Genomic DNA, 25,228 nt, shown 5'->3' on the forward strand with positions numbered 1-25,228 from the left:
ATGATGTTTTTTCATCTTTTTTTTCTTATTTACTTATCTTCATCCAATTTCATATTTCCACGATCTTTATGACTTTCCGCATTTGAATTCGGATATCGATTAGGTGTTATATCAGAATTTCGGTCTTTGTTTTCGACTGTTTTGTTTGCCTCTTCTTCTGTTTCTACACCTCTGTTTGCGTTTGGATTATTTGAGTTTGCATCATCCGATACTTTTTTTATTTCTTCGTTTACATTGCGTGCACGATCAACTGTCTCCTTTTTCCCTGTTTCGTCGGTTACGATTTCTTTTTCCAATTTATTTTCATCGTATTTCGTATCATGCGAAACATTTTTTCCTTTAGAATCATCTATATTTTTCTGAACTCCATTTATTTTTTTTGAGCCTAAATTATTCGTATCCATAACTTTATTTTTTTTGAATTCTAACTTATAATATTACAAATTCTAAATCTGAAAGTTTTATGGCTTAACAATGCATTTCTTTTATAATTGCCATCTTTTCAAAATTCATTATCTTTAATTACAAGAACTTAACAATCACTATTATGAATTTCTTCAAAATCAAAACTTGCTGGTCAAATGCCGAATTTATTCTGATTAAATTATGCATGGCTTCAGCATATATTTTAGTGGGAAGCTATTTTCACGATTTTTTTAAAGATTATTATACTGCCCTACTTGTCGTTTTTGGCTTCACTGTAATATGGTTTGTGTACCAATGGCTAAAAAAAATGAAAGCGTAAAAACTTTCCCTTTTAATTTTACCAAAGAAACTATCTTTGCAAAAAATTAAAAATGCACAGACACTTTATTCTTTTTAAACCTTACGGCTATCTGAGTCAGTTTATTTATGAATTAAAAAGAAAGAAAAAGCTTTTAGGCGAATTGCATGATTTTCCTGAAGGAACAATGGCAATTGGGAGACTGGACGAAGATTCTGAAGGCCTGCTTTTATTGACAACCGACGGTAACATGAGCGAACTTGTTCGAAGCAAAAAGGTTGACAAAGAGTATTATGTTCAAGTTGATGGATTAATTACTCCCGAAGCAATAGAAGAATTGCAAAAAGGTGTTAAAATTGGACTTGATGGTGGCAAATACAAAACAAAACCTTGTAAAGCATTTATTGTTACCGAAATTCCGGATTTTGGTGCGCGAGCTAAAAAAATTCGGGATGAGCGTCATGGCCCAACTTCTTGGCTATCAATTACAGTAAGAGAAGGGAAATTTCGTCAAGTTCGAAAAATGACAGCAGCAGTTGGTTTTCCAACATTGCGCTTGGTTCGTGTTCGGATTGGAAATGTATATTTGCAAAACTTAAAAGCTGGCGAAGTTTTAGAAGTCTCGGATTTCCGACTAAACGATTAAACAAATTAACAAATAAACGATAATGCTAAACGTTGTTCTTGTAGAACCAGAAATACCAAATAATACCGGAAACATTGGAAGATTATGCGTCGGCACAGAAAGTCGTCTGCACTTGATTCATCCTTTTGGATTTGTAATAAATGATAAAAATCTAAAACGTTCAGGTTTGGATTATTGGGTGCATCTTGATGTTACCGAATATCAGAATGTTGAAGAATGGATGCAGCAGATTCCGGACAAATCACGTGTCTTTTTAATGAGTTCTCATGCTGAGAAATCATATTTAGAAACTGATTTTCAAGATGGTGACTGGTTGGTTTTCGGAAAAGAAAGTGTTGGTTTGAGTAAAGAAGTTTTAGCTTTATTTGAAAATCATTTAACGATTCCGATGTCGAAATTGATTCGTAGTTTTAATATTGCTAATTCTGTGGCGTTTGTGGTTGGGGAAGCGAAAAGACAGATTAATTTAAAAGTTTAGCCGTTTATTTGTTTAACTGTTTAATCGACTTTTTTAACTCCAAAAACAACATGACCAAAACTGTAACTGTAGAACAAGCTTTAAATAAAGGCAGATTAAGACTTGTCTTTTTACCTCTTTTAATAATTCTTGGATTTATAGGAATAGGACTTCTATTTACAGATAATCAATTCATTGGACAATGGATTATCCCCTTAAGTTTAATTTTAGGATTTGTTTTTGGATGGCTGGCCTGGAGTTACTTTGTTAATAGATGGAAAATATGGGCATTCGAAAATGTACAAAACGTTCACGAGTTGAAACGAAAAGCAATTGAAGAAAAATTAATTTGGGAAAGTGGAAGTTGGTTTGAAAAAACTGAATTTAAGAGTCAAGAACAAAAACTGAAACTAAAATCATTAGAAAAAAAATTCCTTCAAAATGATACCTATATAGATGATAATAGTGTGCCAATAGAGACCAAAATTTTTTATTCTAAAAGCACTTCGATAGTTAATATGCTTATTTATATCTTCTCATTTTTATTCATAGCTTATTATTTTTTTGAAAATAATTGGATAAAAATAATTGTCGTTGCCTTTGGACTTTTTTTGACTTATGATCATTTAAAAAAAATTATAGATCGAAAACCTCAACTCATAATCAACAGCTCGGGAATTCAAGCAAAAAATCAAAAAATAATACCATGGAATAAAATCCGCAATGATAAGGTTTTAAAAAATTATCTCTCTTTTAATAATACCGAAATTGAAATTGAGTATTTCAATATAAAACCGAGCGAACTAGAAAATTTATTACATGTGTATCGTGTACGTTTTGAGAACAATAATTCTAAGTCACAATAAACTTTCCTTTTTCAGCATCAAAAATAATATGTTCGTCTTTGAACAAATTGCTGAAACTTCCGTTTGAGATTAAATTGCAAGGCTGATCTTGTACTATATTTTCCGGCGTCATCATAATCATTTCATCACTTAACTGAATGGCCAAATCGATGTCATGAGTTGAAAATAAAATACACTTTTGAGTTTCCTGAGTCAGTTTTTTCAATAATTTGAATAAGGAAACTTTATGAAGCAAATCCAAATGTGTTGTAGGTTCATCCAAGATAATTAAAGGCGTGTCCTGCGCAAGCGCTCGTGCAATTAAAACTTTCTGTAATTGTCCGTCGCTTATTTCGAAATGCTTTTTGGTTGCTAAATGTGTTATTTGGGTTAATGCTAAAGCTTCATTAACTTTTACAATATCTTCGGGTGTTAAAGTTCCGACCCAATTCGTATATGGCTGACGACCCAACGCAACCAATTCAAAAACTGAAAGATTACTTGGTGGCAGTTTTTCGGTTAAAACTAAACTTAGATTCTGTGCTAATTCTAAAGGTTTGTATGCTGAAATATTCTTTTCATTCAAATAAACATTTCCAGACAATGGTTTTTGAATTCCGGTTATTGTGCGGAGTAAAGTAGATTTCCCTATTCCATTTGCTCCAATCAAAGTGATAAGTTTTCCGGGAGCTAAACTTAGATTTAGATGCTTAGCAATGGTCGTAACTCCTCTCTTGGATTTGTATCCAATAGTTAAATTTGAAGTTGATAGAATGTTTTTCATTTTTAAAGATTCTGAGTTGCTAAGATTCTAAGAAACTAAGTTTTTATTCCTTCCGAAAATTCGATTTTAATCCGTTAATCTATAATCTAAATGTTTCTTTTTCGGACTAAAAGCCAAATCACGACCGGCGCCCCAATTATAGAAGTTATGGCATTTATTGGCAACGTTACATCAAATCCCGGCATTTGTGAAACGATATCACAAAACAGCATTATTATAGATCCAAAAAACAACGTGCTCCAAAACAATATTGTATGATTACTTGTTTGAAAAACCAGTTTTGCGATATGTGGCACTGCAAGTCCAATAAAAGCAATGGGCCCTGCAAAAGCCGTAATACTTCCTGATAAAATACTCGTTGCAAATATGATAATCAACCTTGCTCTTTTAAAGTTCAATCCCATGCTTTTTGCATAGTTTTCTCCCAAAAGCAATGCATTTAAAGGTTTTATACTACTTGCACTTAAAAGCAAACCAATTCCAACACAAACAGTCAAAATTGCGATTGTTGGCCAGGAAAGATTTCCAAGACTTCCCATCGACCAAAAAGTGAATTTCTGAAGCTGTTCTGCTGTACTGAAATAGGTTAGAACACTAACAATTGCGGTTGTAAAACTTCCGAACATTAAACCTACAATCAAAATTGCCATTGTGTCTCGCAATCGCTGAGAAACCAATAAAACAAGTAATAAAACCAATGTACTACCAAATGTTGAAGCGATGACAATTCCGTAAGATGACAACGCAATAGCTCTAAGAAATAATGGCAAAAATCCTGCTCCTAAAATCACAAAAGCAACACCCAAACTTGCTCCCGAACTAAGTCCTAAAACATAAGGTCCCGCTAAAGGATTTCGAAATAAAGTCTGCATCAAAAGTCCGCTAATCGAAAGTCCGGTTCCTACCAAAACTGCTGTAATAGCTTTTGGTAAACGATAATTGATGATAATATATTCCCAAGTTGATTTTGATGCCTGTCCGCCTGTCAAACTTGTAAAAACATCTTTTAACGGAATTGTAACAGATCCTAAACTGATACTCGCAAAAAACATCAGTAAAAGTCCCAAAGACAAAACGACAAATAAAATGGTATTTCGTTTTTTGTTTGCCAATTTAATTCAGTTTTGATGCAAAAGTAAATTCGTAACCTTCTAATAAATCAGGATGGAAAATTTTGATATAATCTTTTAAAACCAAATCGGGACGGCTTGGTGATAATTCATAAAAAATAGTTCCACCGGTTGCTCCAAATTTGCTTTCTAAAGAATAAACCGTTTTATTCTTAAAAGCATCAAACTCTCCATAATGCGGATTTGCTTTCTGTAATTCTTCTAAAGTTTTAAAAGAGCCGGAAACTATCCAAACATTTGCAGATTTTGCTTTGTCCAGCACTTTTTCAAACGACAAACCTTCGCTTCCAGTTCCTTTTAAACTGCTCCACAAATAATCTGCTTTTGCATCCTTCATGAATTGTGCAACCCAGCTGTTTCCTTTCGCAACATACCAAACATCTTCATACATTGAACCGTATAAAACCTTTGTTGTTGCCGGTTTTTCACTCACTAATTTTTTAGCCTGATTATAACTTTCAACAATTTTATCAAACAATTCTTTTGCTTTATCTTCCTTCCCAAACAATGCTCCGTAAAGTTTAATCCATTCCGCTTTTCCAAGTGGAGATTGCTCCATCCAATCGCCTTGAATTAAGACATTCAATCCGCTTTTTTTCAAATTATCCAACATCGGATTATTATTGTCTACTCCAAACGTCACGATTAAATCTGGAGATAATTCTATTAATTGTTCAATATTCAGCTTTTCATTTTGTCCAACGTTTTTCACTAAACCTTTATCAATAAGCGCTCTTGTTTTTTCAGACGAAATATAATCGGTATGCGGAAAACCAACTAATTTATCCTCCACTTCCAACATTTCCAAAAAAGGAATATTTGTTGTCGAAGTAACCACAACCGATTCCAATGGCACTTTAATACTTGTATAGGTTTGAAGACTGTCCGGAACCTTTGCTTCTTTTTCTTTAAGAACATATTTGAAATCCTTATTTGCATTAGGCCAGGGATTTGAAATTGTAACAATCGAATATCCTTCGTATTTTACAATAGAAAGCCCTGAAGCATATTCTATACTATTCTTTGCGATTTCAGATTTTGCAGCTACAAAATTTTCATTTTTTTTACATCCTGTAAGAATAAAAAAAGAAAGAAAAAATACTAACTTAGGTAAATAAAATTTCATATTTAACGTTTTGGATAGGGACAAAGGTAAATCATTTTCTGATTTTTTTGTTTACTTTTATTCTTACAAAATTCAACAAACTGTATCTTTACATCATGAATACCCTAAAAACAAAAATTTGCTCGAGCTGCGAAACGAATTTCAGCTGTGGAGATATTTCAGTTGAAAACAAATGCTGGTGCAATGATTATCCTCCAATTTTCAATCTTTCAGAAGGAGGAGATTGTCTTTGCCCCGTTTGTTTTAAAGAAGCTTGCGAAGACAAAATTGATGCGTATATAGAAACAATTACGCCTGAAAAAGCTTTAAAAAATAAAGCACAATCCTTACCTAAAACAGAAAAACTAATCGAAGGAATTGATTATTATATGGAAAATGGCAATATGGTTTTTAAAACCTGGTACCATCTCAAAAGAGGAAGCTGCTGCGGAAACGGCTGTCGTCATTGCCCTTATTAATTGTTAATTAGTTATTAGTGAAAAGTAAAAAGTGATAAGTTGTTTCTTTAAAACTTTCATGTTACATTTCCCCTTTACATTTTACACAAACACAAAAAGATGATACACTTAATAACTGGTGGCGAAAGATCTGGAAAAAGTAGTTACGCGCAGAAATTAGCTTTAGAACTTTCTGATGCACCAATATACGTTGCAACAGCTAGAAAATGGGATTCCGATTTTCAGAATAGAATTGACAGACATCAGCAGGAACGTGATGAACGTTGGATTAATATTGAAAAAGAAAAATATTTAAGCGAAATTGATTTTTCAGGAAAAGTAGCCTTGATTGACTGTGTAACTTTATGGCTTACAAATTTTTTTATTGATACTAAAAATGATGTTGCTCTCTCTTTGGAAGAAGCCAAAGCAGAATTCAATAAAATTGCCAAACAAAACGGAACGCTTATAATTGTAACCAATGAAATTGGAATGGGTGTTCACGCCGAAACTCACATTGGTAGAAAATTCACAGAACTTCAAGGCTGGATGAATCAGTTTTTAGCATCAAATGCTGACGAAGTTGTTTTAATGGTTTCCGGCATTCCTGTCAAAATAAAAGGGGAAAATTCCAAATTCTAAATTCCAAATTCCAATGTTAAGCTTTACCTTTACTTGAATATTCAAACTCCCTATTGACTTGGAATTTGGAATTTAAACAATTGGAATTTATGAGCAGTTTAGATGATATTTTAAAATCACGTCGCGATACCAGACATTTTACGACAGATGAAGTTCCTGACGAAGTGATGCAAAAAGCTTTGCAGGCAGGACATTGGGCGCCTTCGGTCGGGCTTACAGATGCGACGCGATATTATATTATCAAATCGACTGAAGTCAAAACGGCAATTAAAAACCTTTTTTTAGATTATAATAAAAAAGCGGAAGAACTTACAGATAATCCTGAACAGAAAGAGCTTTACAGATCCCTAAAGTTAGAAGCTATTGAAGAAGCGCCAATCGGACTTATAATTGCTTACGACAGATCTGTGTTGAATCAATTTACGATTGGAACTGTTGGAAGTAATGAGGCTGTAAAATTTAGTTCGGTATGTGCGGCTCAGAATATTTGGCTTTCGCTGACAGAACAAGGTTACGGAATGGGTTGGGTTTCTATTTTAAATTATTATCAGTTTAAAAAAATCCTGGACTTACCAGAAAACATAGAACCTTTAGGATATTTCTGCGTTGGAAAACCTGCAACAAATTACAACAATCAGCCAATGTTGCAGCAATTAAATTGGAAACAAAAATCAGAAGCTCCAACTTGTAGTGAAATTCAAAATGTAAATGAAAGCTCGATTCTCGAAACTAATACTGCAATTTCGTCAAAAAATAATGTTTTACCAGATTTCAGTAAACTTCTGCAGGAAAAAATAGATTCAAAAACAAAACCGCTTGGCGCTTTAGGAACTTTAGAAACATTGGCATTTCAAATAGCAACGGTTTTTGAAACTTTAAACCCAAAAATCACAAATCCAAATATTGTTGTATTTGCCGCTGATCACGGAATTGCAAATCATGGCGTAAGTGACTATCCGCAAGATGTGACGCGCCAAATGGTAAATAATTTTCTCGATGGTGGAGCCGCAATAAATGTTTTTTGCAATCAGAATAACATTGAATTATCAATTGTAGATTCTGGTGTTAACTATGATTTTCCGACGAATGCTAAATTAATTAATGCTAAAATTGCCAAAGGAACACAATCTTTTTTACATATCCCGGCTATGAGTGAATCTGAAGTTCAATTGTGTTTTGACAAAGGAAAAACTATTGTCGAAAATATTGCAAAAACAGGTTCTAACTGCATTGGTTTTGGCGAAATGGGAATTGGAAATACTTCTACAGCTTCCGTTTTAATGAGCCTTTTAACTGGCTTTCCAATCGAAAATTGTGTTGGAAAAGGCACAGGCGTTTCCGATGAAAAATTACTTCAGAAACAAAATCTTCTCAAAAAAGCAATCGATAATTATTCCGATCAAGCCGAATTAATGTCGCAACTTGCTTATTTTGGTGGTTTCGAAATCCTTCAAATGGCTGGCGGAATGCTTAGCGCCTACAACAATAAAATGCTGATTTTAGTCGATGGTTTTATTTGTACAACTGCATTTTTAATCGCTTCTAAAATCAATCCGAATATTAAAGAAAATGCTGTTTTTTGCCATTGTTCTGCTGAACAGGCGCATCAAAAATTACTTGATTATCTAGATGCTAAACCAATTTTAAATCTAGATTTGCGTCTTGGTGAAGGAACTGGTTGCGCAATTGCTTTCCCAATTTTAAAATCGGCGGAAGCATTTTTGAATGAAATGGCTAGTTTTGAAAGTGCTGGGGTTAGTCGAAAATAGTATTCAGTTTTCAGTCTTACAACTCAATTTTATTAATCAATTACCATAAATGAAAAAAGAATTACATATTTTCTTCACCTGTTTAATGTTTTACACACGAATTCCTTGTCCAAAAAACATTACACATCATCCCGATTATTTAAATAAAGCAACACGCTATTTTCCTTTTATCGGATGGATTGTTGGGAGCATTTCATTTCTGGCTTTTTATCTTTTTTCTCTTTTTCTTTCAACAGAAACAGCTGTAATTTTTGCCATAATTGCTTCTGTTTTAACAACTGGTGCTTTTCATGAAGATGGCTTTGCAGATGTCTGTGATGGTTTTGGCGGAGGCTGGACCAAAGAAAAAATCTTAATGATTATGAAAGACAGTGCAATTGGAGCTTATGGCGCAATTGGTTTGGTTTTATTATTCTTAGTTAAATTCAAATTACTTTCAGAATCGATTTTCCTTTTTACAATTCATCAAAATTATTTACTGATTTTCCTGTTGTTTATTTCAGCTCATGCTTTAAGTCGTTTGGCGGCAATCAGTATTATTTTTACACACGAATATTCAAGAGATGATGCTTCAAGCAAAAGCAAACCAATTGCAAAACAGCATACCTGGAAAGAAATTTCAGGTTCTTTTTTCTTTGGATTACTTCCACTTTTTGCACTCTCTTATTTTTGTTCTGAGTTAAAAGTCCTTTTAATTCTAATTCCGGTTTTCTTGACAAGATATTTTCTGGCAAGATATTTTCAAAAATGGATTGATGGATATACAGGCGATTGTCTTGGTGCAACACAACAAGTTTGTGAAGTCATTTTTTATTTAAGTCTGCTTTTTATATGGAAGTTTATCTAATTCGACATACCGAAACCGTATGTGAAAAAGGAATTTGCTACGGACAATCTGATGTAGATATTGCTGAACCTTTTGATGTTGTTTTTAGTGAAATCGTTTCGCAATTACCTCCAGAAGTTACCATTTTCTCTAGTCCGTTAAAGCGCTGTGTGATTTTGGCAAAACATATTCAGAACAACATCAAAACAATATCCTATCAAGAAGATGACCGATTAAAAGAAATGAATTTTGGTGATTGGGAATTAATGAAGTGGAACGATATTCCATCAGAACAATTAAATCCGTGGATGGAAGATTTTGTAAATATTCAGGTTTCAAACGGAGAATCTTTTGTTGAATTGCATAATAGAGTTGGCATTTTTTTATCTGAAATCCTTTCAAAAAATTCACAAAACCCAATCGTTATTGTTGCTCATGCCGGAATTATCAGAAGTATCTTATGTCATCAAACGTCATTACCTTTAAAAGAAGCTTTTCAAAATAAAGTAGATTTTGGCCAAGTCATTAAAATCGAGCTTTAACATGGGTTTTGTTTAGAATTTGATCGAAAAAGCAAAACAAATTTGATAATTCATTAATTTTAACTTTATCTTTGCACAAAATTAAGGTTGTGTTTTATTTATAAAAACACATTAAAAGGGAATCAAGTAAAATCTTGAGCTGTACCCGCAACTGTAAGCTTAGTTCTAAAAAAAGAACGCTTGTTGTTATCTACAAACCACTGTCACACTTTTGTGATGGGAAGGCAAACAACAAGACGCAAGCCAGGAGACCTGCCTTTGAAACAAAGATCGAACTCTCGGGAAAAAGAGTGTAGAAATTATGACTATAAAAAAATATTTTGCTTTCTGTTTTTTATTCCTGTGCCAACTTCTTGCAGCACAGAACGATTCTATTAACAAATTGAAAGAAGTTATCGTTTCGGATACTAATCTTAAAAAATTTTCCAATACGCAATCCATACAGCGACTAAGCGATTCTATTATCAACAAAAACCCAGCTTCATTAACCTCTCTTTTAAATTATAACACGGTTATATATTTTAAAGAAAACGGACTTGGCATGACTTCTTCACCTTCATTTAGAGGAACTACTTCACAGCAAACTGTGGTTGTCTGGAACGGAATAAATATTAATTCACAGCTTTTGGGTCAAACCGATTTTAACACTATCTCAACCCGAGGTTTTAATTCGATCGATGTAAAAGCCGGCGGAGGAAGTGTCGTTTACGGCAGTGGCGCCATTGGAGGGACAATTCATTTAAATAATGATTTGAAATTTACTGACACGTTCAAAAATGATTTTCAGGTTTATTATGGTGAATTCAATTCTATTAGTGCAATTTACGGTATTACAGCTGCTACAAAAAAATGGAGTTTCGATGCAAGTTTCAGCAGAAACAGTTCTGATAATGATTTTAAATTTGTTGGTCAGGAACTCTGGAACACAAACGGACAATACTACAATAATACGCTTGACGCGGCTGTCGGTTTTAAAATAAATGACAAAAACAGCATTAAATTTTATAGCGAAATTTACGATGGAGAACGTCATTTTTCATTGACATCGCCAAATGCTACTAAAACCAAATACCAGGATTACAACACCCGAAATTTATTAACGTGGAGCAGCGCTTTCAATAAATTCGAATCTAATGTAAGACTGGCCTATATTACTGAACACTATAATTATTTTGAAGATATTAACCGTGACGGATTTACTTCAGGCGGCGTTAAAAGCTTTATCGGAAAGTATGATCTTGATTATTCGATATCTTCTAAAATGAAAATCAGCACTATTTTAGATTATACTAAAAATGATGGTTTGGGCTCAGGAATTGGAGATACGAGTCGCGAAATTGGCGGCGCAAGTCTTCTGTGGAAACACAACCTTACAGAAAAATGGAATTATGAACTGAGTGCCAGAAAAGAAGTTTCAGATGCTTACAAAAGTCCTGTTCTTTTTTCTGCTGGTTCGCGTTATAATTTTTCAGATTTCTATCAACTTAAATTTAATTTTTCCCGAAACTACAGAATTCCAACATTTAATGATTTATACTGGGAAGGAAGCGGAAATCCGGATTTAAGACCAGAAAGTTCGTATCAGGCGGAAATTGGAAATGAGTTTCATTATAAAGATTTCCGATTGACAGTTACTGCTTACGGAATGAAAATCAAAGACATGATTCGCTGGTTGCCTACAAAAGGCTCAAACTGGACTCCTGTAAACACTGATAAAGTTACCATTTATGGTGCCGAAGCACTTCTGGGATGGAAAAAATCATTCGACAAACACATTTTTGATTTTAATGGAACGTACGCCTACAACGTTTCCTTAGATGACACTACGAATAAACAGTTATTTTATGTGCCTTATCATAAATTGACAGGTTCGTTGTCTTATTACTATAAAAAACTTGCGGCTTATTATCAAATCATGTACACAGGAGAAATCTTTACAACATCGGATAATAATCCAAAATACATACTCGATGCTTATAATGTTTCGAACATTGGTGTTGACTATAACTTTAGCAAAAAAAACATTTTCAAAGTAGGTGTAAAAGCAGCTAACCTTTGGAACGAAAAATATGAAGCTTTGCCTAGCCGTTTTATGCCGGGCCGAAATTTTACGATTTACTTAAACCTTAATTATTAAAACATGAAATTAAAAAATCTTTATTTAGGAATTATTGCATCTGCATTTTTATTTGCTTCTTGTAGTAACGATGATGACAACAACAACGATGCTCCGTTGGGTGTTTATGACAATGGTGTTCTTATTTTAAATGAAGGAAATTTTGGAACTCCAAATGCTTCTGTATCTTACATTTCAAATGACTTAGCTACTTTTCAAAATGATATTTTTAAATTGGTAAACACTCCAGCAGTTTTAGGAGATGTAGCACAATCTTTATCTTTTAAAGATGAAAAAGCATTTATCGTAATCAACAATTCTAATGAAGTTGAAGTTGTAAACCGCTATACTTTTAAAAGTCTTGGAACAATTACTGAAAAACTTGAAAACCCACGTTACAGTGTTGTTTTGAACGACAAATTGTATGTAACGAATGCTATTTCTAAAGCTGTAACAGTTTATGATGCTAAAACTTTTGCCTATATAGCTTCTATACCTGTGGGCAAAACTGTTGAAAAAATTGTTACTGCTAATGGAAAATTATATGTTACAAATGCTGCTTACGGAAGCGGAAAAGAAGTTACTGTAATCAATGCTTCAAACAACACTATTTCTAAAACTCTTATTCTTGAAGACGGAATTAATTCTATCGAAGAAAATAATGGAAACGTTTACGTATTAGCAGGAAATAGCACTGGAAGTAAACTATACAAAATTAACTCTTCGACTGATAATTCTACTTCTATCGAATCGACTACATTAAAAGGTGCGTTGAACATGGATATCGATGGTGATAAAATCTATTACACAAAAGGAACAGGAGTTTATGCAATCAATCTAAACGCTACAACTTTTTCTGACACTGCTTTATTTTCAGTTAAAGATAGCAGCTGGTCAACTTTTTATGGTTTTGGTGTAATTGACGGCAACATTTACTCAGGAGATGCAAACGGATTTACAGCAGATGGAACTGTTACAGTATATTCTCCTACTGGAAGTGTATTAAAAACCCTAACTGTTGGTGTTGGACCAAATGGTTTTTACTCTAACAATTAATTTTAGAATTAGTTTATTATTTTTTTTTGGAAAAAAAAGGCTTTCAGAAATGAAAGCCTTTTTTTATTTTGATATGTTCAACAACTCTTTTGGAGCATTTTGCAAATACATTTCTTGTCGTAATCCATTTATTTTTTTTGAATCACTTACGTAAGGTAAAACGAAACCTTCATCGTTCTGAATCTTTTTAGCTGTTGAGCCCGTAATTTTAGAAATCGCCAAATTCAACAACGGCTCAGAGCTTTCTCCCAAAACTCCATAAGTATCAATATATTCATATTGCAAATAAGTTGGTTCCAATCCGTTTCCATAATCTCCAAAATTATCAGCATTAAAAGTTTTGAAAACCAATGGCTGCATTGCGTATTTATGGTTTGGATTTATTCCTTCCTTGGTAAATAAAGTTTTCGAATCGTAAATTGTATAAGAACCAACATTTTTACCTGTAGTTTTGTCACCAATCTGAACAACATCAATATAAGGCTTTAAACCATTGATAACCAATTCACTTGCCGATGCCGTATTTTCGGTAGTCAAAATATAAACCTTTGATAAATTCAGACTATTCAATGCCGCACCACCAATATTGTCAACAAATCTTTCATTCAATTCTTCAAGGTTTTTCTCATTCAAACCAGCCATTAATTTTAGATTGTACTGTCCTTTCGAAAATATTTTTCCATCAAACTGCCCTGTGATCATACTTGCCAAACGAGTTGCAGAACGCACAGCCCCTCCTCCATTATATCTTAAGTCTAAAACCAAATCCGTTACACCTTTAGTTTTTAAATCGCCGAAAGCTTCATTTAATTTAATATCATATTCAGAATAAAAACCATTGTACATTACATAGCCAATCTTGTGTCCGCCTGTATTAATTACTTTACTAATTAAAATAGGGTTTTCTTCTAAAATCGTTTTGGTTAAGGAAACAGATTTACCTGTCAAAACAAACCCTGAACCATTAAAACTTGCAAGATCTAAGGTATAACTATCCGGAGTAAGCAATAATGATCTATAATTAGATACTGTCAGTTTTGTACCATTTACACTTGTAAATAAATCTCCTCTTTTTATTTCTTTAGTCGAAGCATCAGAATTCGGGATTATATAACGTACATATCCTACTACATCATTTGAACCTTCTTCAACTCTCATTAACTGAAAATCTAAACCATTATTTTTTGTAATTCCATTAAGTTGTTGTTCCAAAACTGTATAATCCTCAACAATCCAGCTAAAACGGTCTATAGCAGATGTCGGATATTTACTAACTGGTTTATTTAATAAATTCTGAAATAACTCTTCCGGATCGGAGTAACCTGATAAATAGGAATTATATTCATCTTCAGAGCCAAATCGATCATTGGCTAAATTAGGCACATCAGCCTGCCACAGATAGACCCCGTTCAGACCTTTCCATATAAAATCATTAACCTGCAAGTTTGCCGGAGCCTCAACATCATCTTGATCCTCGCAAGACTGCAAAGCAAATGCAAGGAAAAAAATTAGCAACAAACTTTTTAAAATTGTTTTCATATAACCACCTATCAATATAGAATTAACGTAAAAATACTACCTTTAGTTTTAACAAATAAAAGTTTGTTGCAATATTTTTAGTTTTTTTTTTGGTTTTTTTTCACAATGTCGATGTAACAAAAATAATAGTGCCTCGTCTTGACTATATAAGCTAACGAATAACCAACCAATTTTATGAATCAGAATGTGTTTATAGAATTAATTAATCCTTTTAAAGACAAAGTTTTTCGTCTGGCAAAAAGATTGCTCACCAGCACCGAAGAGGCAGAAGATGCTACTCAGGAAGTGATGGTAAAATTATGGAATAAAAAAGAAAGTTTAGATTCCTATAATAATATCGAAGCAGTTGCCATGACAATGACCAAAAATTATTGTCTGGATCAATTAAAATCTAAAAGAGCCGGAAATCTTAAAATTGTACACAACAATTTTACAGACCGAGAACCTCAATTAGACAAAAAATTAGAAGATTCTGATAGTTTAGAATGGGTTGAAAAAATTATAAATCAGCTGCCAGAGCAGCTCCAAATATTAATTCAACTTCGGGATGTTGAACAATATGAATTTGATGAAATTGCGAAAATTGTCAACATGAATGAAACCGCTATTAGAGTAGCACTTTCGAGAGCGAGAAAAAAAATTAGAGAATCAATGGTTAACACACACAGTTATGGAATTAGATAGAATAGAAAATATATTAGAAAAATACTTCGAGGGAGAAACAACTATTGCCGAAGAAAAAGAATTAAAAGAATACTTTTCTTCATCAAATGTTGCGCAGCATTTAGAGCAATACAGACCTGTATTTGGTTATTTCTCTCAGGTAAAACAACAAAAATCGACGCAAGAAATTCCATTACAAACTAAGAAACGAAATGTGGCGTGGTTATCTATTGCAGCTTCGGCGGTTGTTTTACTAGGAATTGGAACTTATTTCTTCGTAAGTGAAAAAAATGCAGCTCCGGCTGTAGCACAATCAGAATTAGGAACCTATGATAATCCTGAAGAAGCACTTGAGGCAACTCAAAAAGCTTTGGCTCTATTATCAAACAATGTTAATGTAGGTATTGGAAGTGTACAGTACATTAACGAATATGAGCAATCAAAAAACAAAATCTTTAAACAGTAATTAAATTCAATCAAAAATGAAAAATCTTATTATAACACTAGTTTTCGCCTTTTTCACTCATTCTTTCTACGCACAAGGCGCTTTTGACAAATTTGACGGTCAAGACGATGTGACATCAGTAATTGTAAACAAAAAAATGTTCGATTTAATGAGCAAAGTAAAAGTTGACGCTACTGATAAAGAAACACAGCAATATATTAATCTGATCAAAAAATTAGATTACTTAAAAGTGTTTACAACAAAAAACCCTAAAATTGAAGCCGACATGAAAGCTTCTGCTGACAAATACATTAAAACTGCAGGTTTAGAAGAATTGATGCGAGTAAACGACAGCGGAAAAAATGTTCGCATAATGGTAAAATCAGGTTCAACCGATACACAAATCAAAGAATTGCTGATGTTTGTTGACGGTGCAAAAAATGACGAAACGGTTTTACTGTCTCTAACTGGTAATTTTGACTTAAACGAAATTTCTGTACTTACTGACAAAATGCAACTTCCAGGCGGTTCAGACTTAAAAAAAGCCTCTAAAGGCAAAAAATAATCATGAAAATCAACGTTTTTACCTCAGCCCTTATAGCGTTACTGACTTTAATTAGTTGTAATTCTGAACCCTCTTTGCAAAAGTATTTTGTTGAAAATACAGAGAAAAAAGATTTTATTGCGCTTGATGTTTCCTCTAATATTTTAAACTTAGACAAGGCAAATTTGACAGCAGAACAAAATGAAGCTTTAAAATCTTTTGATAAAATGAATATTTTAGCTTTCAAAGCAACAGATAAAAATCAAGCCGAATTTGAAACGGAACGCACTAAAGTAAATGCGATTTTGAAAGATCCAAAATATCAGCAATTAATGAAAGTTGGTTCAGGTAAAGACGGAGCTTCAATAAGTTATGTGGGCACAGATGAAAACATCGAAGAGTTTGTGGTTTTTGCCAACAGAAAAGAAAATGGTTTTGCAGTTGTACGTGTTTTAGGAAAAAACATGAATCCGAATAACATTATGACCATTATGTCGGTTTTGCAAAAATCAAAAATCGATATGGAACAATTGAAACCTTTGCAACAATTGATTAAATAATCATCGATCTTACTTTATAAATCAGAAAAAGCTCCAAATAATTTTGGAGCTTTTTTTAAACCATAAAATCACACAAAGTATATTGTAGAGACGCACGGCAGTGCGTCTTATGCGCAAAACATATCAACAAAACACAAAACCAATTGTGATGAATACTGGACGTAGACGCACTGCAGTGCGCCTCTACAGAAAATTGGAACTTATTAGTTGCGACTTCACTATAAAATAAAAGCTCCAATTTTCATTGGAGCTTTTATTTTATAATTTAATCTGAGATTATTTACTCAAATACATTTTTCTTCTAGAATACAATTCGTAGAATTGATCGTCTTTCAAGTCATCAATAAACAAAATGCTTTCTCCTGTTGATTTCATCTCTGGCCCTAATGCTTTGTTTACATTCGGGAATTTGCTGAAAGAGAAAACTGGTTGTTTGATCGCATATCCTTTTAATTGCGGGTTGAAATCAAAGTCAGTTACTTTATTATGACCTAACATTACTTTTGTAGCGTAGTTTACATAAGGTTCTCCGTAAGCTTTTGCAATAAACGGAACCGTTCTTGAAGCTCTAGGATTTGCTTCGATAATATAAACTGTATCGTCTTTAATAGCAAACTGAATGTTGATCAAACCTACAGTTTTTAAAGCTCTTGCAATTTTATGTGTATGATCTTTAATTTGCTGCATTACAAATTCTCCTAAGTTAAAAGGAGGCAATGTAGCGTTACTATCTCCAGAGTGAACTCCGCAAGGTTCGATATGCTCCATAATTCCAATGATGTAAACATTTCCATCAGCATCACAGATTGCATCAGCTTCAGCTTCGATTGCTCCGGCTAAATAATGATCTAAAAGTAATTTGTTTCCTGGAATTGCTTTCAACAAATCGATAACATGCTCTTCAAGCTCTTTTTTGTTGATTACAATTTTCATTCCCTGACCTCCTAATACATAAGAAGGACGAATTAAAAGTGGGAAATCTAAGGTATCCGCTAATTTTGAAGCTTCATCAGCAGTTTCAGCGATTCCGAATCTTGGGAAAGGAATATGTAATTCAGTCAATAAGTCTGAGAAACGTCCTCTGTCTTCTGCTAAATCAAGCGCATCAAAACTAGTTCCGATGATTTTTACACCATATTTAGATAATTTATCTGCTAATTTAAGTGCCGTCTGACCTCCCAACTGAACGATTACACCTTCTGGTTTTTCGTGTTGGATAATGTCATAAATATGCTCCCAGAAAACTGGTTCGAAGTATAATTTATCAGCTGTATCAAAATCAGTAGAAACCGTTTCAGGATTACAGTTGATCATGATTGTTTCATAACCACATTCTTTAGCAGCAAGAACTCCGTGAACACAAGAGTAATCAAACTCGATTCCTTGCCCAATTCTGTTTGGTCCAGAACCTAAAACAATTACTTTCTTTTTCTCTGTTACGATACTTTCGTTGTCAACAAAACGTTCTCCGTTTGCTTTCTCGATTTCAGCTTCAAAAGTTGAATAGTAGTATGGAGTCTGCGCTTTAAACTCAGCCGCACAAGTATCTACCAATTTAAACACACGGTTGATTTTTTGCTCCATACGTAAAGTATGCACTTCACTTTCTAAACAGCTCATCATGTGCGCTAATTGTCTGTCTGCAAAACCTTTTTGTTTCGCTTCAAGCAATAATTCTTTTGGAAGATTTGAAACTTTATAGTTAGAGATTTCTTTTTCTAAGGTATAAAGTTCTTCGTATTGTTTTAAGAACCACATATCGATTCTTGTAATTTCATGAATTGTACTCAACGGAATTCCCATTGCGATAGCATCATAAATTACAAAAACACGATCCCAACTTGCATAAGTAAGTTTCTCGATAATTTGCTCATAATTTTTATAACCTTTTCCGTCAGCACCTAATCCATTTCTCTTAATTTCTAAAGATTGAGTTGCTTTGTGTAATGCTTCCTGGAAAGAACGTCCAATTCCCATAACCTCACCTACAGATTTCATCTGAAGACCTAAAGTTCTGTCAGATCCTTCAAATTTATCGAAGTTCCAACGTGGGATTTTCACGATAACATAATCTAAAGTTGGTTCGAAAAGAGCCGAAGTAGATTTTGTAATTTGGTTTTGCAATTCATCTAAGTTATATCCTAAAGCTAGTTTAGAAGCGATTTTTGCAATTGGATAACCTGTTGCTTTTGATGCTAAAGCAGAAGAACGAGACACACGAGGATTAATCTCGATGGCTACGATATCTTCTTTTTCATCTGGCGAAACCGCGAATTGTACGTTACATCCTCCTGCAAAATTTCCGATACTTCTCATCATTAAGATAGCGTAGTCACGTAATTTTTGGAAAGTTGTATCTGATAAAGTCATCGCTGGCGCAACTGTAATCGAATCTCCAGTGTGGATTCCCATTGGGTCCATATTTTCGATAGAACAGATAATTACAACGTTGTCATTTTTATCTCTTAAAAGCTCTAATTCGTATTCTTTCCATCCCATCAAAGCTTTGTCGATCAAAACTTCGTGAATTGGAGAAGCTTCAAGTCCGCGAGTTAAAAGCTCATCAAAATCTTCTTTTTTGTAAACTACTGCAGCTCCAGTTCCTCCAAGTGTAAACGAAGGACGAATTACAAGCGGGAAACCAAATTCCTGAGCGATTTCTTTTCCTTCCAAGTATGAAGTAGCTGTTTTTGCAGGTGCAGTTGGTACATTTATTCTTTCTAAAAGCTGCTTAAACTGCTCTCTGTCTTCTGTAATATTAATTGCGTTTACATCAACACCGATTAATTTTACTCCGAAATCCTGCCAGATTCCTTTTTCCTCAGCTTCCAAACACAAGTTCAAAGCAGTCTGACCTCCCATTGTAGGCAAAACAGCATCAATTTGCGGATGTTCCTTCAGAATTTCAATAATCGATTTTGTCGTTAGAGGTTTCAAATAAATATGATCGGCCATAGATGGGTCGGTCATAATCGTCGCTGGGTTTGAGTTTATCAAGATAACTTCAATTCCTTCTTCACGAATCGAACGTGCAGATTGAGATCCTGCATAATCGAATTCGCAAGCTTGACCAATAACAATAGGTCCTGAACCTATTATTAAAACTGATTTTATTGATGTGTCTTTAGGCATTTTGTATGTATTGTGTAGTTATTATTGTATTCAAAAAACATTCACAGTGCATTAAAAACTAGAATGTTACAAATTTATTACCGACAAGGTATAAAAAAAGGCGATACTAAAAAAGTAATCGCCTTATGTATGTTTATACAAACATTATTTTTTGTGTCTAGGCTCGCTAGAAACAGTTAATTTATGTCTTCCTTTTGCTCTTCTACGCGCTAGAACTTTTCTTCCATTCGCAGAAGCCATTCTGTCCATAAATCCGTGCTTATTTCTTCTTTTTCTTTTCGATGGTTGAAATGTTCTTTTGCTCATTGCTTTGTATCTTTAAAAATGGTATCTAATTAACTCTTTCTTGGTTTTGAATATCGTTGCTCAAAAACCGAGTGCAAATATACAAAGACTTTTTTTTCTGGCAAGCACTTTAATAAAAATATTTTTAATTCATTTTACTATATTTGCAATCACAAATTTACATTAATTATGTTTCACAAAAATATTAAACTAATTTTAGCCGGACTTCTTGTAGTTGCTGGCATCTGGCAATTTACAGAAAGTAATATCGGAAACGGTATATTCCTTATATTACTTACTGCAATTCCAATTTTTCTTTACTTTAAAAATGAATTTATCCTTTTAGCCTTCCTTAAATTAAGAAAACAAGATTTCGAAGGTGCTAAAAAATGGCTAGCATATATTAAAAATCCTGAAGCAGCATTGGTAAGAAAACAACAAGGTTACTTTAACTACCTTCACGGAATCATGTTATCTCAAACAAATATCAACCAAGCTGAGAAACATTTCAAAAAAGCAATCGAACTTGGACTATCTATGGATATGGATTTAGCTGTAGCTAAATTAAACCTTGCAGGAGTTGCAATGTCACGCCGCAGAAAACTTGAAGCAACTAATTTGTTGAACGAAGCTAAGAAATTAGACAAACAAGGAATGCTGAAAGAACAGATTTCTATGATGAAAGAACAAATGAAGAAAATCTAAATTCTTCGAACTAATTTTCAATATTTAAAATCCCAAATTCCAAAAAGGAGTTTGGGATTTTTTATTTCTACACGTATTAGTTTGTCATTTCGAAGCACGAGAAATCTCCGCAAGTAGCTCCTCAAAGTGAATTGTCAATCTTTGTCGAGTTACCTGCGAAGATTTCTCGTGCCTCGAAATGACAAGATTGCGCTAGAATCTTCAAAGAATTGGGATTTGGAATTTTAAAATTGGAATTTTATTTCAATTAATTTTCCAATATAATTGAAGGCAGATTCTCATTCAGCCATTTATACTTATTCAAAATCATAATATGAGTTCCTCCTTTTACGACAATACATTTATTAATGTATTTTATAGGAAAAACATCATCCTGATCGCCGTGAATATGAACAACATTTTCATCAATTTTATCTCTATTCCATAAAATTATCGATTCTACAGCCCATTGAAGATAATTAAGATCACGGACTGCTAAAAACTTCTCGTATAATTTAATTCGTTTGTTGACTTTTTCGCCAAAAGAGTATTTTGCCAGATTCTCAATATTCAGAATTAATTTCATCGGAATCAACTTATAAGCTTTTGTGGTCTTCCCTATTTTCATTCTCCTCGGAAATTCGACATTACTTCTCACACTCGAAATAATAATCACTTTTCGTGCTTTAATATGCTTTGAAATTTCCTGCACAAGTATTCCTCCAAAAGAAACTCCTATTAAAACAGGGTTTTCATGACTAATCTTTTTAGCAATTCGAAGTGCATAATCTTCTAATGACTCTTTCGGATTCGGAATTTCCCATTCAAGCAAATGGGTTTCAAAAATAGATTCATCTAATTTAATTCTTTCAAAAATAGCCGGACTAGCCGCCAATCCAGGCATAAAATAAACAGGAATTTTACTCATTTGCTAAAAAAGGAATTTTAATTACAGATTTTATTTTCAAGCTAAATTTACTTTTTTTAGCAATATGCACAGCAAATCTTACACCATTATTATTTTAAGGGAAAAAGTAAACAATAAAAATAAAACCGACAGCAACTTTAAAATTTAACTTTATATTGAAAATCAAATGATTAACTTTGCAGTCCGAAATTGTAATGTTTACTATTCTTTCCCAAATATTTAAACAGAGCAAATCCTAAATCTATTTTCTTAATAAACCTACTAAAAAAACATGACAAATTATGGAGCCAATTGAAACTACAATGGAAATCAAAGACAACGCTTTCGCAAGACAATTCGAAACTACAGTACCGGAAGGATTACTAACTGTTGAATATTCGTTTCAGGAAAAGAAAATTTTCCTAACAAAAATCAACACACCTGAAAACTTTGATAACCAAGAAGTACTCGATACACTACTTAAAAACATATTAGAATTAAGTACCGAGAAAAAATTCAGAGTAGTTCCAATTCACCCAAAAATTGTTGCATTTTTCAAAAAAAATCCAAAATACAAAGAATTACTTCCTCCCGGAATCAGGATTTAAAAATCACCAATTAACTGGAGCCACAAGCCTCCAATTGCCATATAAATAAAGAGCATAACCAATCCGGTTATCAATCCTTTTACCCACCAGTTTTTGAGGTCGACATAACCGCTTCCGAAGAAAACTGGTGCAGGTCCATGGCCATAATGCGTTAAAGTTCCGTAGATTGAACCAACAAAACCAAGCATAAACGCCAGCAACAAACCCGGAATTCCCAACGAAACTCCCACTCCTAATAAAGCAGCATACATTGCCGCCACATGCGCTGTTGCACTTGCAAAAAGATAATGACTGAAAAAGTATACCAAAATAATTATAGGAAAAGCCATTTGCCAGCTTAAACCACCAATTTCTGCTTTTACAACATTACTAAACCAGCCAATGAACCCTAATTCATTGAGCGAACTAGCCATCATTACCAAAACTGAAAACCACACAATAGTATCCCAAGCACCTTTTTCAGCTTTTACATCATCCCAGGTTAAAACCGAAGTTAAAAGCAAAATCACCAAACCAATAAATGCCGTTGTTGTAGCATCTATTGAAAAAAGATCGCCTGTCATCCAGAAAAATAACAAAATAAAGAAAGTCAAGAGCATCATCCATTCATTACGACTAATTGGCCCCATTTCTTTAAGTTTCTGCATTGCAATCTGAGGCGCATCTCCGGTATTCTTAAGTTCTGGCGGATAAATTTTATACAACAAAAACGGAATCACAAAAAACGAAATCAATCCCGGAACTATTGCCGCTGTTGCCCAGGAAATCCACGTAATTTTAATTCCTAAATTTAAAGCGAATTTCTGGCACATCGGGTTACTGGCCGTACCAGTCAAGAACATTGACGACGCAATTAAATTGGCATTATAACTATTTAAAGTAAGATATGCTCCTAATTTTCGATGTGTCTCGGGTTTATCCGGCATCGAACCAAAACTCATCGACATTGATTTCATAATAGGATAAATAATTCCTCCACCACGTGCAGTATTACTTGGTACGGCAGGAGCCAGAACCAAATCAGCCAAACCTAAACCATACGCAAGACCAAGCGAACTTTTGCCAAACACCCGAATAAATAAAAAAGCTATTCTGTTTCCTAAACCTGTTTTTATAAATCCTCTTGCAATAAAAAATGAGATTCCGATAAGCCAGATTACTTTATCACCAAAACCTTTTAGCGCCAAAGTAATTGATTTACCGGCATCACCAGGAGCCAAAACCTGAGAGAAAGCCGTCAACGCGATAGCAATCATACACATGGTTCCCATTGGAGCCGCTTTCAGAATAATTCCTAAAATAGTGGCTACAAAAATCGCAAACAAATGCCAGGCTTCAATTACAACACCATCTGGTGCAGGAATAAACCAAATCACTACTCCAATAACCAACGTTATCAGAGCTTGAAGAATCTTTACTTCTTTCATTATTAATAAAGGTTAAATTATAGACGGAGCTGCAACTGAATTAAAAACAAATTATTGCTATAAGTCGAAGTGTCTGGAATATCGTGATCATAATTATCGATTTGAAATCCAGCTTCAATTCTTCCGGTATAAGCTTTTCCGAATTCAAGACTAATCATTGGAGTATAAGTCTGTCTTACATTCGAAGCAATTTTATAATTTGGATCAAAAGTTTCGTATCGGCACGAAAATTCTAAAGCAGTTAATTTTTGATAGTTTACCACATATCTAAGATTTGGCAAGAAATATACGCCGCGCATTTGATAATCATCAACATTTGGTGTTCTGTTGTCAACTGGTAAAGAGAAATACAAATTATGATTGGTTCCTTGTTTGTATTCAATTTGCAAGTCGAACGAAAATTTATCAGCCAACTGAAAATTGCTCGTTACATCGGCTCCAACGGCAAAAACTTTTTCTTTGAATACTTTTCCGATACCGCCATTTAATCCTAAATTAATTTTATGCTTTTTTGAAAGTTCAAAGACAACTCTCGAAGAATACTGTTTTCCGTTATCTTTATCCATCTCTACATCTTTTCCATTTCCGTTTAAAACAGAAAAAGCATAATTAAAAGGAATTTTACCAATGTCAAAAGCACCGGTAGCCGAAGCACCGATCTGAAAACTTGTCCAGCCGTTTTTACCAAATTCATAATATTGATTGGAAAAATCAAATGATTTAATGATATCTACAGGAACCAATTCTTCGATACCAAAAGCTGGTCTAAATTGCCCTCCGGTTAAAGCGATATATTTATTGAAGGTATATTTTCCGTAAGCGTTTTCCAAAACTTTTCCTTTGGGATCAGATTTAAAATCAGCCAAATTGACCAAAATCACAACTTCTGTAGCTTCACTCAATTTAGTATTCAAACCAACACGCATTCTTTTAATATCAAACGAGCTTTGAGTAACATCGCCTGTAGAATGATGCGTTCCTAAAACATCAACATTGTCGCCAAAACTTTCCAAGTATCTGGCCTGCAAAAGCCCTTTAAATTGAAATTGAGGATATTTTACCTCGCTTTCAGAATCGCTAGTCGACTTAACCTCTGTCGTTTGCGCATTCAAAAAGAATGGTTGTAAGAATAAAATAAGAATAATTCGTAGAAGTAAAGTCTTTTTCATAGGCATATAAATTAAACTTTCAAAAAGGTTTTAGACTATCTTTTATCAAAAGAAATAGCACACGCGCCTTTACTAATAAATGTAAAAGCATTTATAAATGTAACAAAAAAACAATAGCTTGTAAAAATAATTGCATTAAAATATGGTTACTAATTTTAACAAAAC

General features: G+C 33.6%; 27 protein-coding genes and 1 riboswitch. Of the genes, 17 read left to right on the forward strand and 10 right to left on the reverse strand.

Going from position 1 to position 25,228, the window contains the following annotated elements:
- Positions 1-29 precede the first annotated feature (29 nt).
- The gene (locus BD847_RS20375) at positions 30-404 is read right to left on the reverse strand and encodes a hypothetical protein (RefSeq protein WP_115890084.1); all 375 of its coding nucleotides are present in this window, start codon (positions 402-404) and stop codon (positions 30-32) included.
- Between the two features lie 143 nt (positions 405-547).
- Here BD847_RS20375 and BD847_RS20380 point away from each other — a divergent pair, with 143 nt between their 5' ends.
- Genes BD847_RS20380 through BD847_RS20395 form a run of 4 tightly spaced genes read left to right on the forward strand, consistent with a single transcriptional unit; the run spans position 548 to position 2,693 of the window.
- Positions 548-745, forward strand: coding sequence for a hypothetical protein (locus BD847_RS20380; RefSeq protein WP_115890085.1), 198 nt, complete (start codon positions 548-550; stop codon positions 743-745).
- A gap of 52 nt (positions 746-797) precedes the next feature.
- Positions 798-1,370, forward strand: a complete 573-nt coding sequence (locus tag BD847_RS20385; protein WP_115890086.1) for a pseudouridine synthase — start codon at positions 798-800, stop codon at positions 1,368-1,370.
- Positions 1,371-1,392: 22 nt separating this feature from the next.
- Positions 1,393-1,848: a tRNA (cytidine(34)-2'-O)-methyltransferase gene (locus tag BD847_RS20390; RefSeq protein ID WP_115890087.1), complete on the forward strand. Its 456-nt coding sequence runs from the start codon at positions 1,393-1,395 to the stop codon at positions 1,846-1,848.
- A gap of 50 nt (positions 1,849-1,898) precedes the next feature.
- A complete protein-coding gene (locus BD847_RS20395; RefSeq protein WP_115890088.1) occupies positions 1,899-2,693 on the forward strand; it encodes a hypothetical protein in 795 nt (264 codons plus the stop codon).
- Here BD847_RS20395 and BD847_RS20400 read toward each other — a convergent pair.
- The 3 genes from BD847_RS20400 to BD847_RS20410 all read right to left on the reverse strand — a co-directional run bounded on the left by BD847_RS20400 (position 2,680) and on the right by BD847_RS20410 (position 5,712).
- Positions 2,680-3,456, reverse strand: a complete 777-nt coding sequence (locus BD847_RS20400) for an ABC transporter ATP-binding protein (RefSeq protein ID WP_115890089.1) — start codon at positions 3,454-3,456, stop codon at positions 2,680-2,682. The genes BD847_RS20395 and BD847_RS20400 overlap by 14 nt on opposite strands.
- Positions 3,457-3,542: 86 nt before the next feature.
- Positions 3,543-4,568: an iron ABC transporter permease gene (locus BD847_RS20405; protein ID WP_115890090.1), complete on the reverse strand. Its 1,026-nt coding sequence runs from the start codon at positions 4,566-4,568 to the stop codon at positions 3,543-3,545.
- A gap of 1 nt (position 4,569) precedes the next feature.
- Positions 4,570-5,712 carry an ABC transporter substrate-binding protein gene (locus tag BD847_RS20410; RefSeq protein WP_115890091.1) on the reverse strand — a complete coding sequence of 381 codons (1,143 nt, stop codon included), beginning with the start codon at positions 5,710-5,712 and terminating at the stop codon, positions 4,570-4,572.
- A 95-nt stretch (positions 5,713-5,807) separates the two neighbouring features.
- On the opposite strand from BD847_RS20410, the gene BD847_RS20415 reads away from it, so the two are divergent.
- From BD847_RS20415 to BD847_RS20445, 7 genes are all read left to right on the forward strand, one after another.
- Positions 5,808-6,170 carry a DUF5522 domain-containing protein gene (locus BD847_RS20415; RefSeq protein ID WP_115890092.1) on the forward strand — a complete coding sequence of 121 codons (363 nt, stop codon included), beginning with the start codon at positions 5,808-5,810 and terminating at the stop codon, positions 6,168-6,170.
- Between the two features lie 99 nt (positions 6,171-6,269).
- Complete coding sequence (gene cobU, locus BD847_RS20420) at positions 6,270-6,791, forward strand: bifunctional adenosylcobinamide kinase/adenosylcobinamide-phosphate guanylyltransferase (RefSeq protein ID WP_115890093.1); 522 nt, start codon at positions 6,270-6,272, stop codon at positions 6,789-6,791.
- An 89-nt stretch (positions 6,792-6,880) separates the two neighbouring features.
- Positions 6,881-8,560 (forward strand): nicotinate-nucleotide--dimethylbenzimidazole phosphoribosyltransferase, encoded by a 1,680-nt coding sequence (cobT, locus tag BD847_RS20425; RefSeq protein ID WP_115890094.1) that lies wholly within the window; start codon positions 6,881-6,883, stop codon positions 8,558-8,560.
- A 49-nt stretch (positions 8,561-8,609) separates the two neighbouring features.
- Positions 8,610-9,407: an adenosylcobinamide-GDP ribazoletransferase gene (locus tag BD847_RS20430; RefSeq protein ID WP_115890095.1), complete on the forward strand. Its 798-nt coding sequence runs from the start codon at positions 8,610-8,612 to the stop codon at positions 9,405-9,407.
- The gene (cobC, locus tag BD847_RS20435; protein ID WP_115890096.1) at positions 9,392-9,928 is read left to right on the forward strand and encodes an alpha-ribazole phosphatase; all 537 of its coding nucleotides are present in this window, start codon (positions 9,392-9,394) and stop codon (positions 9,926-9,928) included. Before BD847_RS20430 ends, cobC begins: the two co-directional genes overlap by 16 nt.
- 67 nt (positions 9,929-9,995) lie before the next feature.
- A riboswitch (cobalamin riboswitch) is annotated at positions 9,996-10,202 on the forward strand.
- A gap of 108 nt (positions 10,203-10,310) precedes the next feature.
- Complete coding sequence (locus BD847_RS20440) at positions 10,311-12,065, forward strand: TonB-dependent receptor plug domain-containing protein (RefSeq protein WP_317125315.1); 1,755 nt, start codon at positions 10,311-10,313, stop codon at positions 12,063-12,065.
- Positions 12,066-12,068: 3 nt separating this feature from the next.
- Positions 12,069-13,100, forward strand: a complete 1,032-nt coding sequence (locus BD847_RS20445) for a YncE family protein (protein WP_115890097.1) — start codon at positions 12,069-12,071, stop codon at positions 13,098-13,100.
- A gap of 63 nt (positions 13,101-13,163) precedes the next feature.
- Here the strand turns inward: BD847_RS20445 and BD847_RS20450 are convergent, their stop codons facing one another.
- A complete protein-coding gene (locus BD847_RS20450) occupies positions 13,164-14,639 on the reverse strand; it encodes a S41 family peptidase (protein WP_115890098.1) in 1,476 nt (491 codons plus the stop codon).
- A gap of 174 nt (positions 14,640-14,813) precedes the next feature.
- Here BD847_RS20450 and BD847_RS20455 point away from each other — a divergent pair, with 174 nt between their 5' ends.
- From BD847_RS20455 to BD847_RS20470, 4 genes are read left to right on the forward strand one after another with little or no spacing between them, the layout of a single operon-like run.
- Positions 14,814-15,323, forward strand: a complete 510-nt coding sequence (locus tag BD847_RS20455) for an RNA polymerase sigma factor (protein WP_115890099.1) — start codon at positions 14,814-14,816, stop codon at positions 15,321-15,323.
- The gene (locus BD847_RS20460; protein WP_115890100.1) at positions 15,310-15,768 is read left to right on the forward strand and encodes a hypothetical protein; all 459 of its coding nucleotides are present in this window, start codon (positions 15,310-15,312) and stop codon (positions 15,766-15,768) included. Before BD847_RS20455 ends, BD847_RS20460 begins: the two co-directional genes overlap by 14 nt.
- Positions 15,769-15,784: 16 nt before the next feature.
- The gene (locus tag BD847_RS20465) at positions 15,785-16,312 is read left to right on the forward strand and encodes a DUF4252 domain-containing protein (protein ID WP_115890101.1); all 528 of its coding nucleotides are present in this window, start codon (positions 15,785-15,787) and stop codon (positions 16,310-16,312) included.
- Positions 16,313-16,314: 2 nt separating this feature from the next.
- Positions 16,315-16,851 carry a DUF4252 domain-containing protein gene (locus BD847_RS20470; protein ID WP_115890102.1) on the forward strand — a complete coding sequence of 179 codons (537 nt, stop codon included), beginning with the start codon at positions 16,315-16,317 and terminating at the stop codon, positions 16,849-16,851.
- Positions 16,852-17,127: 276 nt separating this feature from the next.
- On the opposite strand, the gene carB is transcribed toward BD847_RS20470, so the two are convergent.
- Positions 17,128-19,983 (reverse strand): carbamoyl-phosphate synthase large subunit, encoded by a 2,856-nt coding sequence (gene carB / locus BD847_RS20475; protein WP_115890103.1) that lies wholly within the window; start codon positions 19,981-19,983, stop codon positions 17,128-17,130.
- 144 nt (positions 19,984-20,127) lie between these two features.
- Positions 20,128-20,289, reverse strand: a complete 162-nt coding sequence (gene rpmH, locus BD847_RS20480) for a 50S ribosomal protein L34 (protein WP_008464848.1) — start codon at positions 20,287-20,289, stop codon at positions 20,128-20,130.
- 168 nt (positions 20,290-20,457) lie between these two features.
- Here rpmH and BD847_RS20485 point away from each other — a divergent pair, with 168 nt between their 5' ends.
- Entirely contained in the window at positions 20,458-20,973 is a 516-nt protein-coding gene (locus BD847_RS20485; RefSeq protein WP_068845085.1) for a hypothetical protein, read from the forward strand.
- 247 nt (positions 20,974-21,220) lie between these two features.
- On the opposite strand, the gene BD847_RS20490 is transcribed toward BD847_RS20485, so the two are convergent.
- On the reverse strand, positions 21,221-21,880 hold the full coding sequence (locus BD847_RS20490; RefSeq protein ID WP_115890104.1) for an alpha/beta hydrolase family protein: 660 nt from the start codon (positions 21,878-21,880) through the stop codon (positions 21,221-21,223).
- Positions 21,881-22,182: 302 nt separating this feature from the next.
- On the opposite strand from BD847_RS20490, the gene BD847_RS20495 reads away from it, so the two are divergent.
- On the forward strand, positions 22,183-22,467 hold the full coding sequence (locus BD847_RS20495) for a GNAT family N-acetyltransferase (RefSeq protein WP_115890144.1): 285 nt from the start codon (positions 22,183-22,185) through the stop codon (positions 22,465-22,467).
- Here the strand turns inward: BD847_RS20495 and BD847_RS20500 are convergent.
- Together BD847_RS20500 and BD847_RS20505 are read right to left on the reverse strand one after the other, a co-directional pair.
- Positions 22,464-23,894 carry an anion permease gene (locus tag BD847_RS20500; RefSeq protein ID WP_115890105.1) on the reverse strand — a complete coding sequence of 477 codons (1,431 nt, stop codon included), beginning with the start codon at positions 23,892-23,894 and terminating at the stop codon, positions 22,464-22,466. The two genes, BD847_RS20495 and BD847_RS20500, sit on opposite strands and share 4 nt — an antisense overlap.
- Positions 23,895-23,911: 17 nt before the next feature.
- Complete coding sequence (locus BD847_RS20505; protein WP_115890106.1) at positions 23,912-25,063, reverse strand: porin; 1,152 nt, start codon at positions 25,061-25,063, stop codon at positions 23,912-23,914.
- Between the last annotated feature and the right edge of the window lie 165 nt (positions 25,064-25,228).

This window comes from Flavobacterium cutihirudinis, from assembly GCF_003385895.1.
GTDB lineage: Bacteria > Bacteroidota > Bacteroidia > Flavobacteriales > Flavobacteriaceae > Flavobacterium > Flavobacterium cutihirudinis.

Bases quoted from the DNA above. Each gene is read 5' to 3' on its own strand.
- BD847_RS20375 (WP_115890084.1), bottom strand. From the start codon at position 404: ATGGATACGAATAATTTAGGCTCAAAAAAAATAAATGGAGTTCAGAAA.
- BD847_RS20380 (WP_115890085.1), top strand. From the start codon at position 548: ATGAATTTCTTCAAAATCAAAACTTGCTGGTCAAATGCCGAATTTATT.
- BD847_RS20385 (WP_115890086.1), top strand. From the start codon at position 798: ATGCACAGACACTTTATTCTTTTTAAACCTTACGGCTATCTGAGTCAG.
- BD847_RS20390 (WP_115890087.1), top strand. From the start codon at position 1,393: ATGCTAAACGTTGTTCTTGTAGAACCAGAAATACCAAATAATACCGGA.
- BD847_RS20395 (WP_115890088.1), top strand. From the start codon at position 1,899: ATGACCAAAACTGTAACTGTAGAACAAGCTTTAAATAAAGGCAGATTA.
- BD847_RS20400 (WP_115890089.1), bottom strand. From the start codon at position 3,456: ATGAAAAACATTCTATCAACTTCAAATTTAACTATTGGATACAAATCC.
- BD847_RS20410 (WP_115890091.1), bottom strand. From the start codon at position 5,712: ATGAAATTTTATTTACCTAAGTTAGTATTTTTTCTTTCTTTTTTTATT.
- BD847_RS20415 (WP_115890092.1), top strand. From the start codon at position 5,808: ATGAATACCCTAAAAACAAAAATTTGCTCGAGCTGCGAAACGAATTTC.
- cobU (WP_115890093.1), top strand. From the start codon at position 6,270: ATGATACACTTAATAACTGGTGGCGAAAGATCTGGAAAAAGTAGTTAC.
- cobT (WP_115890094.1), top strand. From the start codon at position 6,881: ATGAGCAGTTTAGATGATATTTTAAAATCACGTCGCGATACCAGACAT.
- BD847_RS20430 (WP_115890095.1), top strand. From the start codon at position 8,610: ATGAAAAAAGAATTACATATTTTCTTCACCTGTTTAATGTTTTACACA.
- cobC (WP_115890096.1), top strand. From the start codon at position 9,392: ATGGAAGTTTATCTAATTCGACATACCGAAACCGTATGTGAAAAAGGA.
- BD847_RS20445 (WP_115890097.1), top strand. From the start codon at position 12,069: ATGAAATTAAAAAATCTTTATTTAGGAATTATTGCATCTGCATTTTTA.
- BD847_RS20450 (WP_115890098.1), bottom strand. From the start codon at position 14,639: ATGAAAACAATTTTAAAAAGTTTGTTGCTAATTTTTTTCCTTGCATTT.
- BD847_RS20455 (WP_115890099.1), top strand. From the start codon at position 14,814: ATGAATCAGAATGTGTTTATAGAATTAATTAATCCTTTTAAAGACAAA.
- BD847_RS20460 (WP_115890100.1), top strand. From the start codon at position 15,310: ATGGAATTAGATAGAATAGAAAATATATTAGAAAAATACTTCGAGGGA.
- BD847_RS20465 (WP_115890101.1), top strand. From the start codon at position 15,785: ATGAAAAATCTTATTATAACACTAGTTTTCGCCTTTTTCACTCATTCT.
- BD847_RS20470 (WP_115890102.1), top strand. From the start codon at position 16,315: ATGAAAATCAACGTTTTTACCTCAGCCCTTATAGCGTTACTGACTTTA.
- carB (WP_115890103.1), bottom strand. From the start codon at position 19,983: ATGCCTAAAGACACATCAATAAAATCAGTTTTAATAATAGGTTCAGGA.
- rpmH (WP_008464848.1), bottom strand. From the start codon at position 20,289: ATGAGCAAAAGAACATTTCAACCATCGAAAAGAAAAAGAAGAAATAAG.
- BD847_RS20485 (WP_068845085.1), top strand. From the start codon at position 20,458: ATGTTTCACAAAAATATTAAACTAATTTTAGCCGGACTTCTTGTAGTT.
- BD847_RS20490 (WP_115890104.1), bottom strand. From the start codon at position 21,880: ATGAGTAAAATTCCTGTTTATTTTATGCCTGGATTGGCGGCTAGTCCG.
- BD847_RS20495 (WP_115890144.1), top strand. From the start codon at position 22,183: ATGGAAATCAAAGACAACGCTTTCGCAAGACAATTCGAAACTACAGTA.
- BD847_RS20500 (WP_115890105.1), bottom strand. From the start codon at position 23,894: ATGAAAGAAGTAAAGATTCTTCAAGCTCTGATAACGTTGGTTATTGGA.
- BD847_RS20505 (WP_115890106.1), bottom strand. From the start codon at position 25,063: ATGAAAAAGACTTTACTTCTACGAATTATTCTTATTTTATTCTTACAA.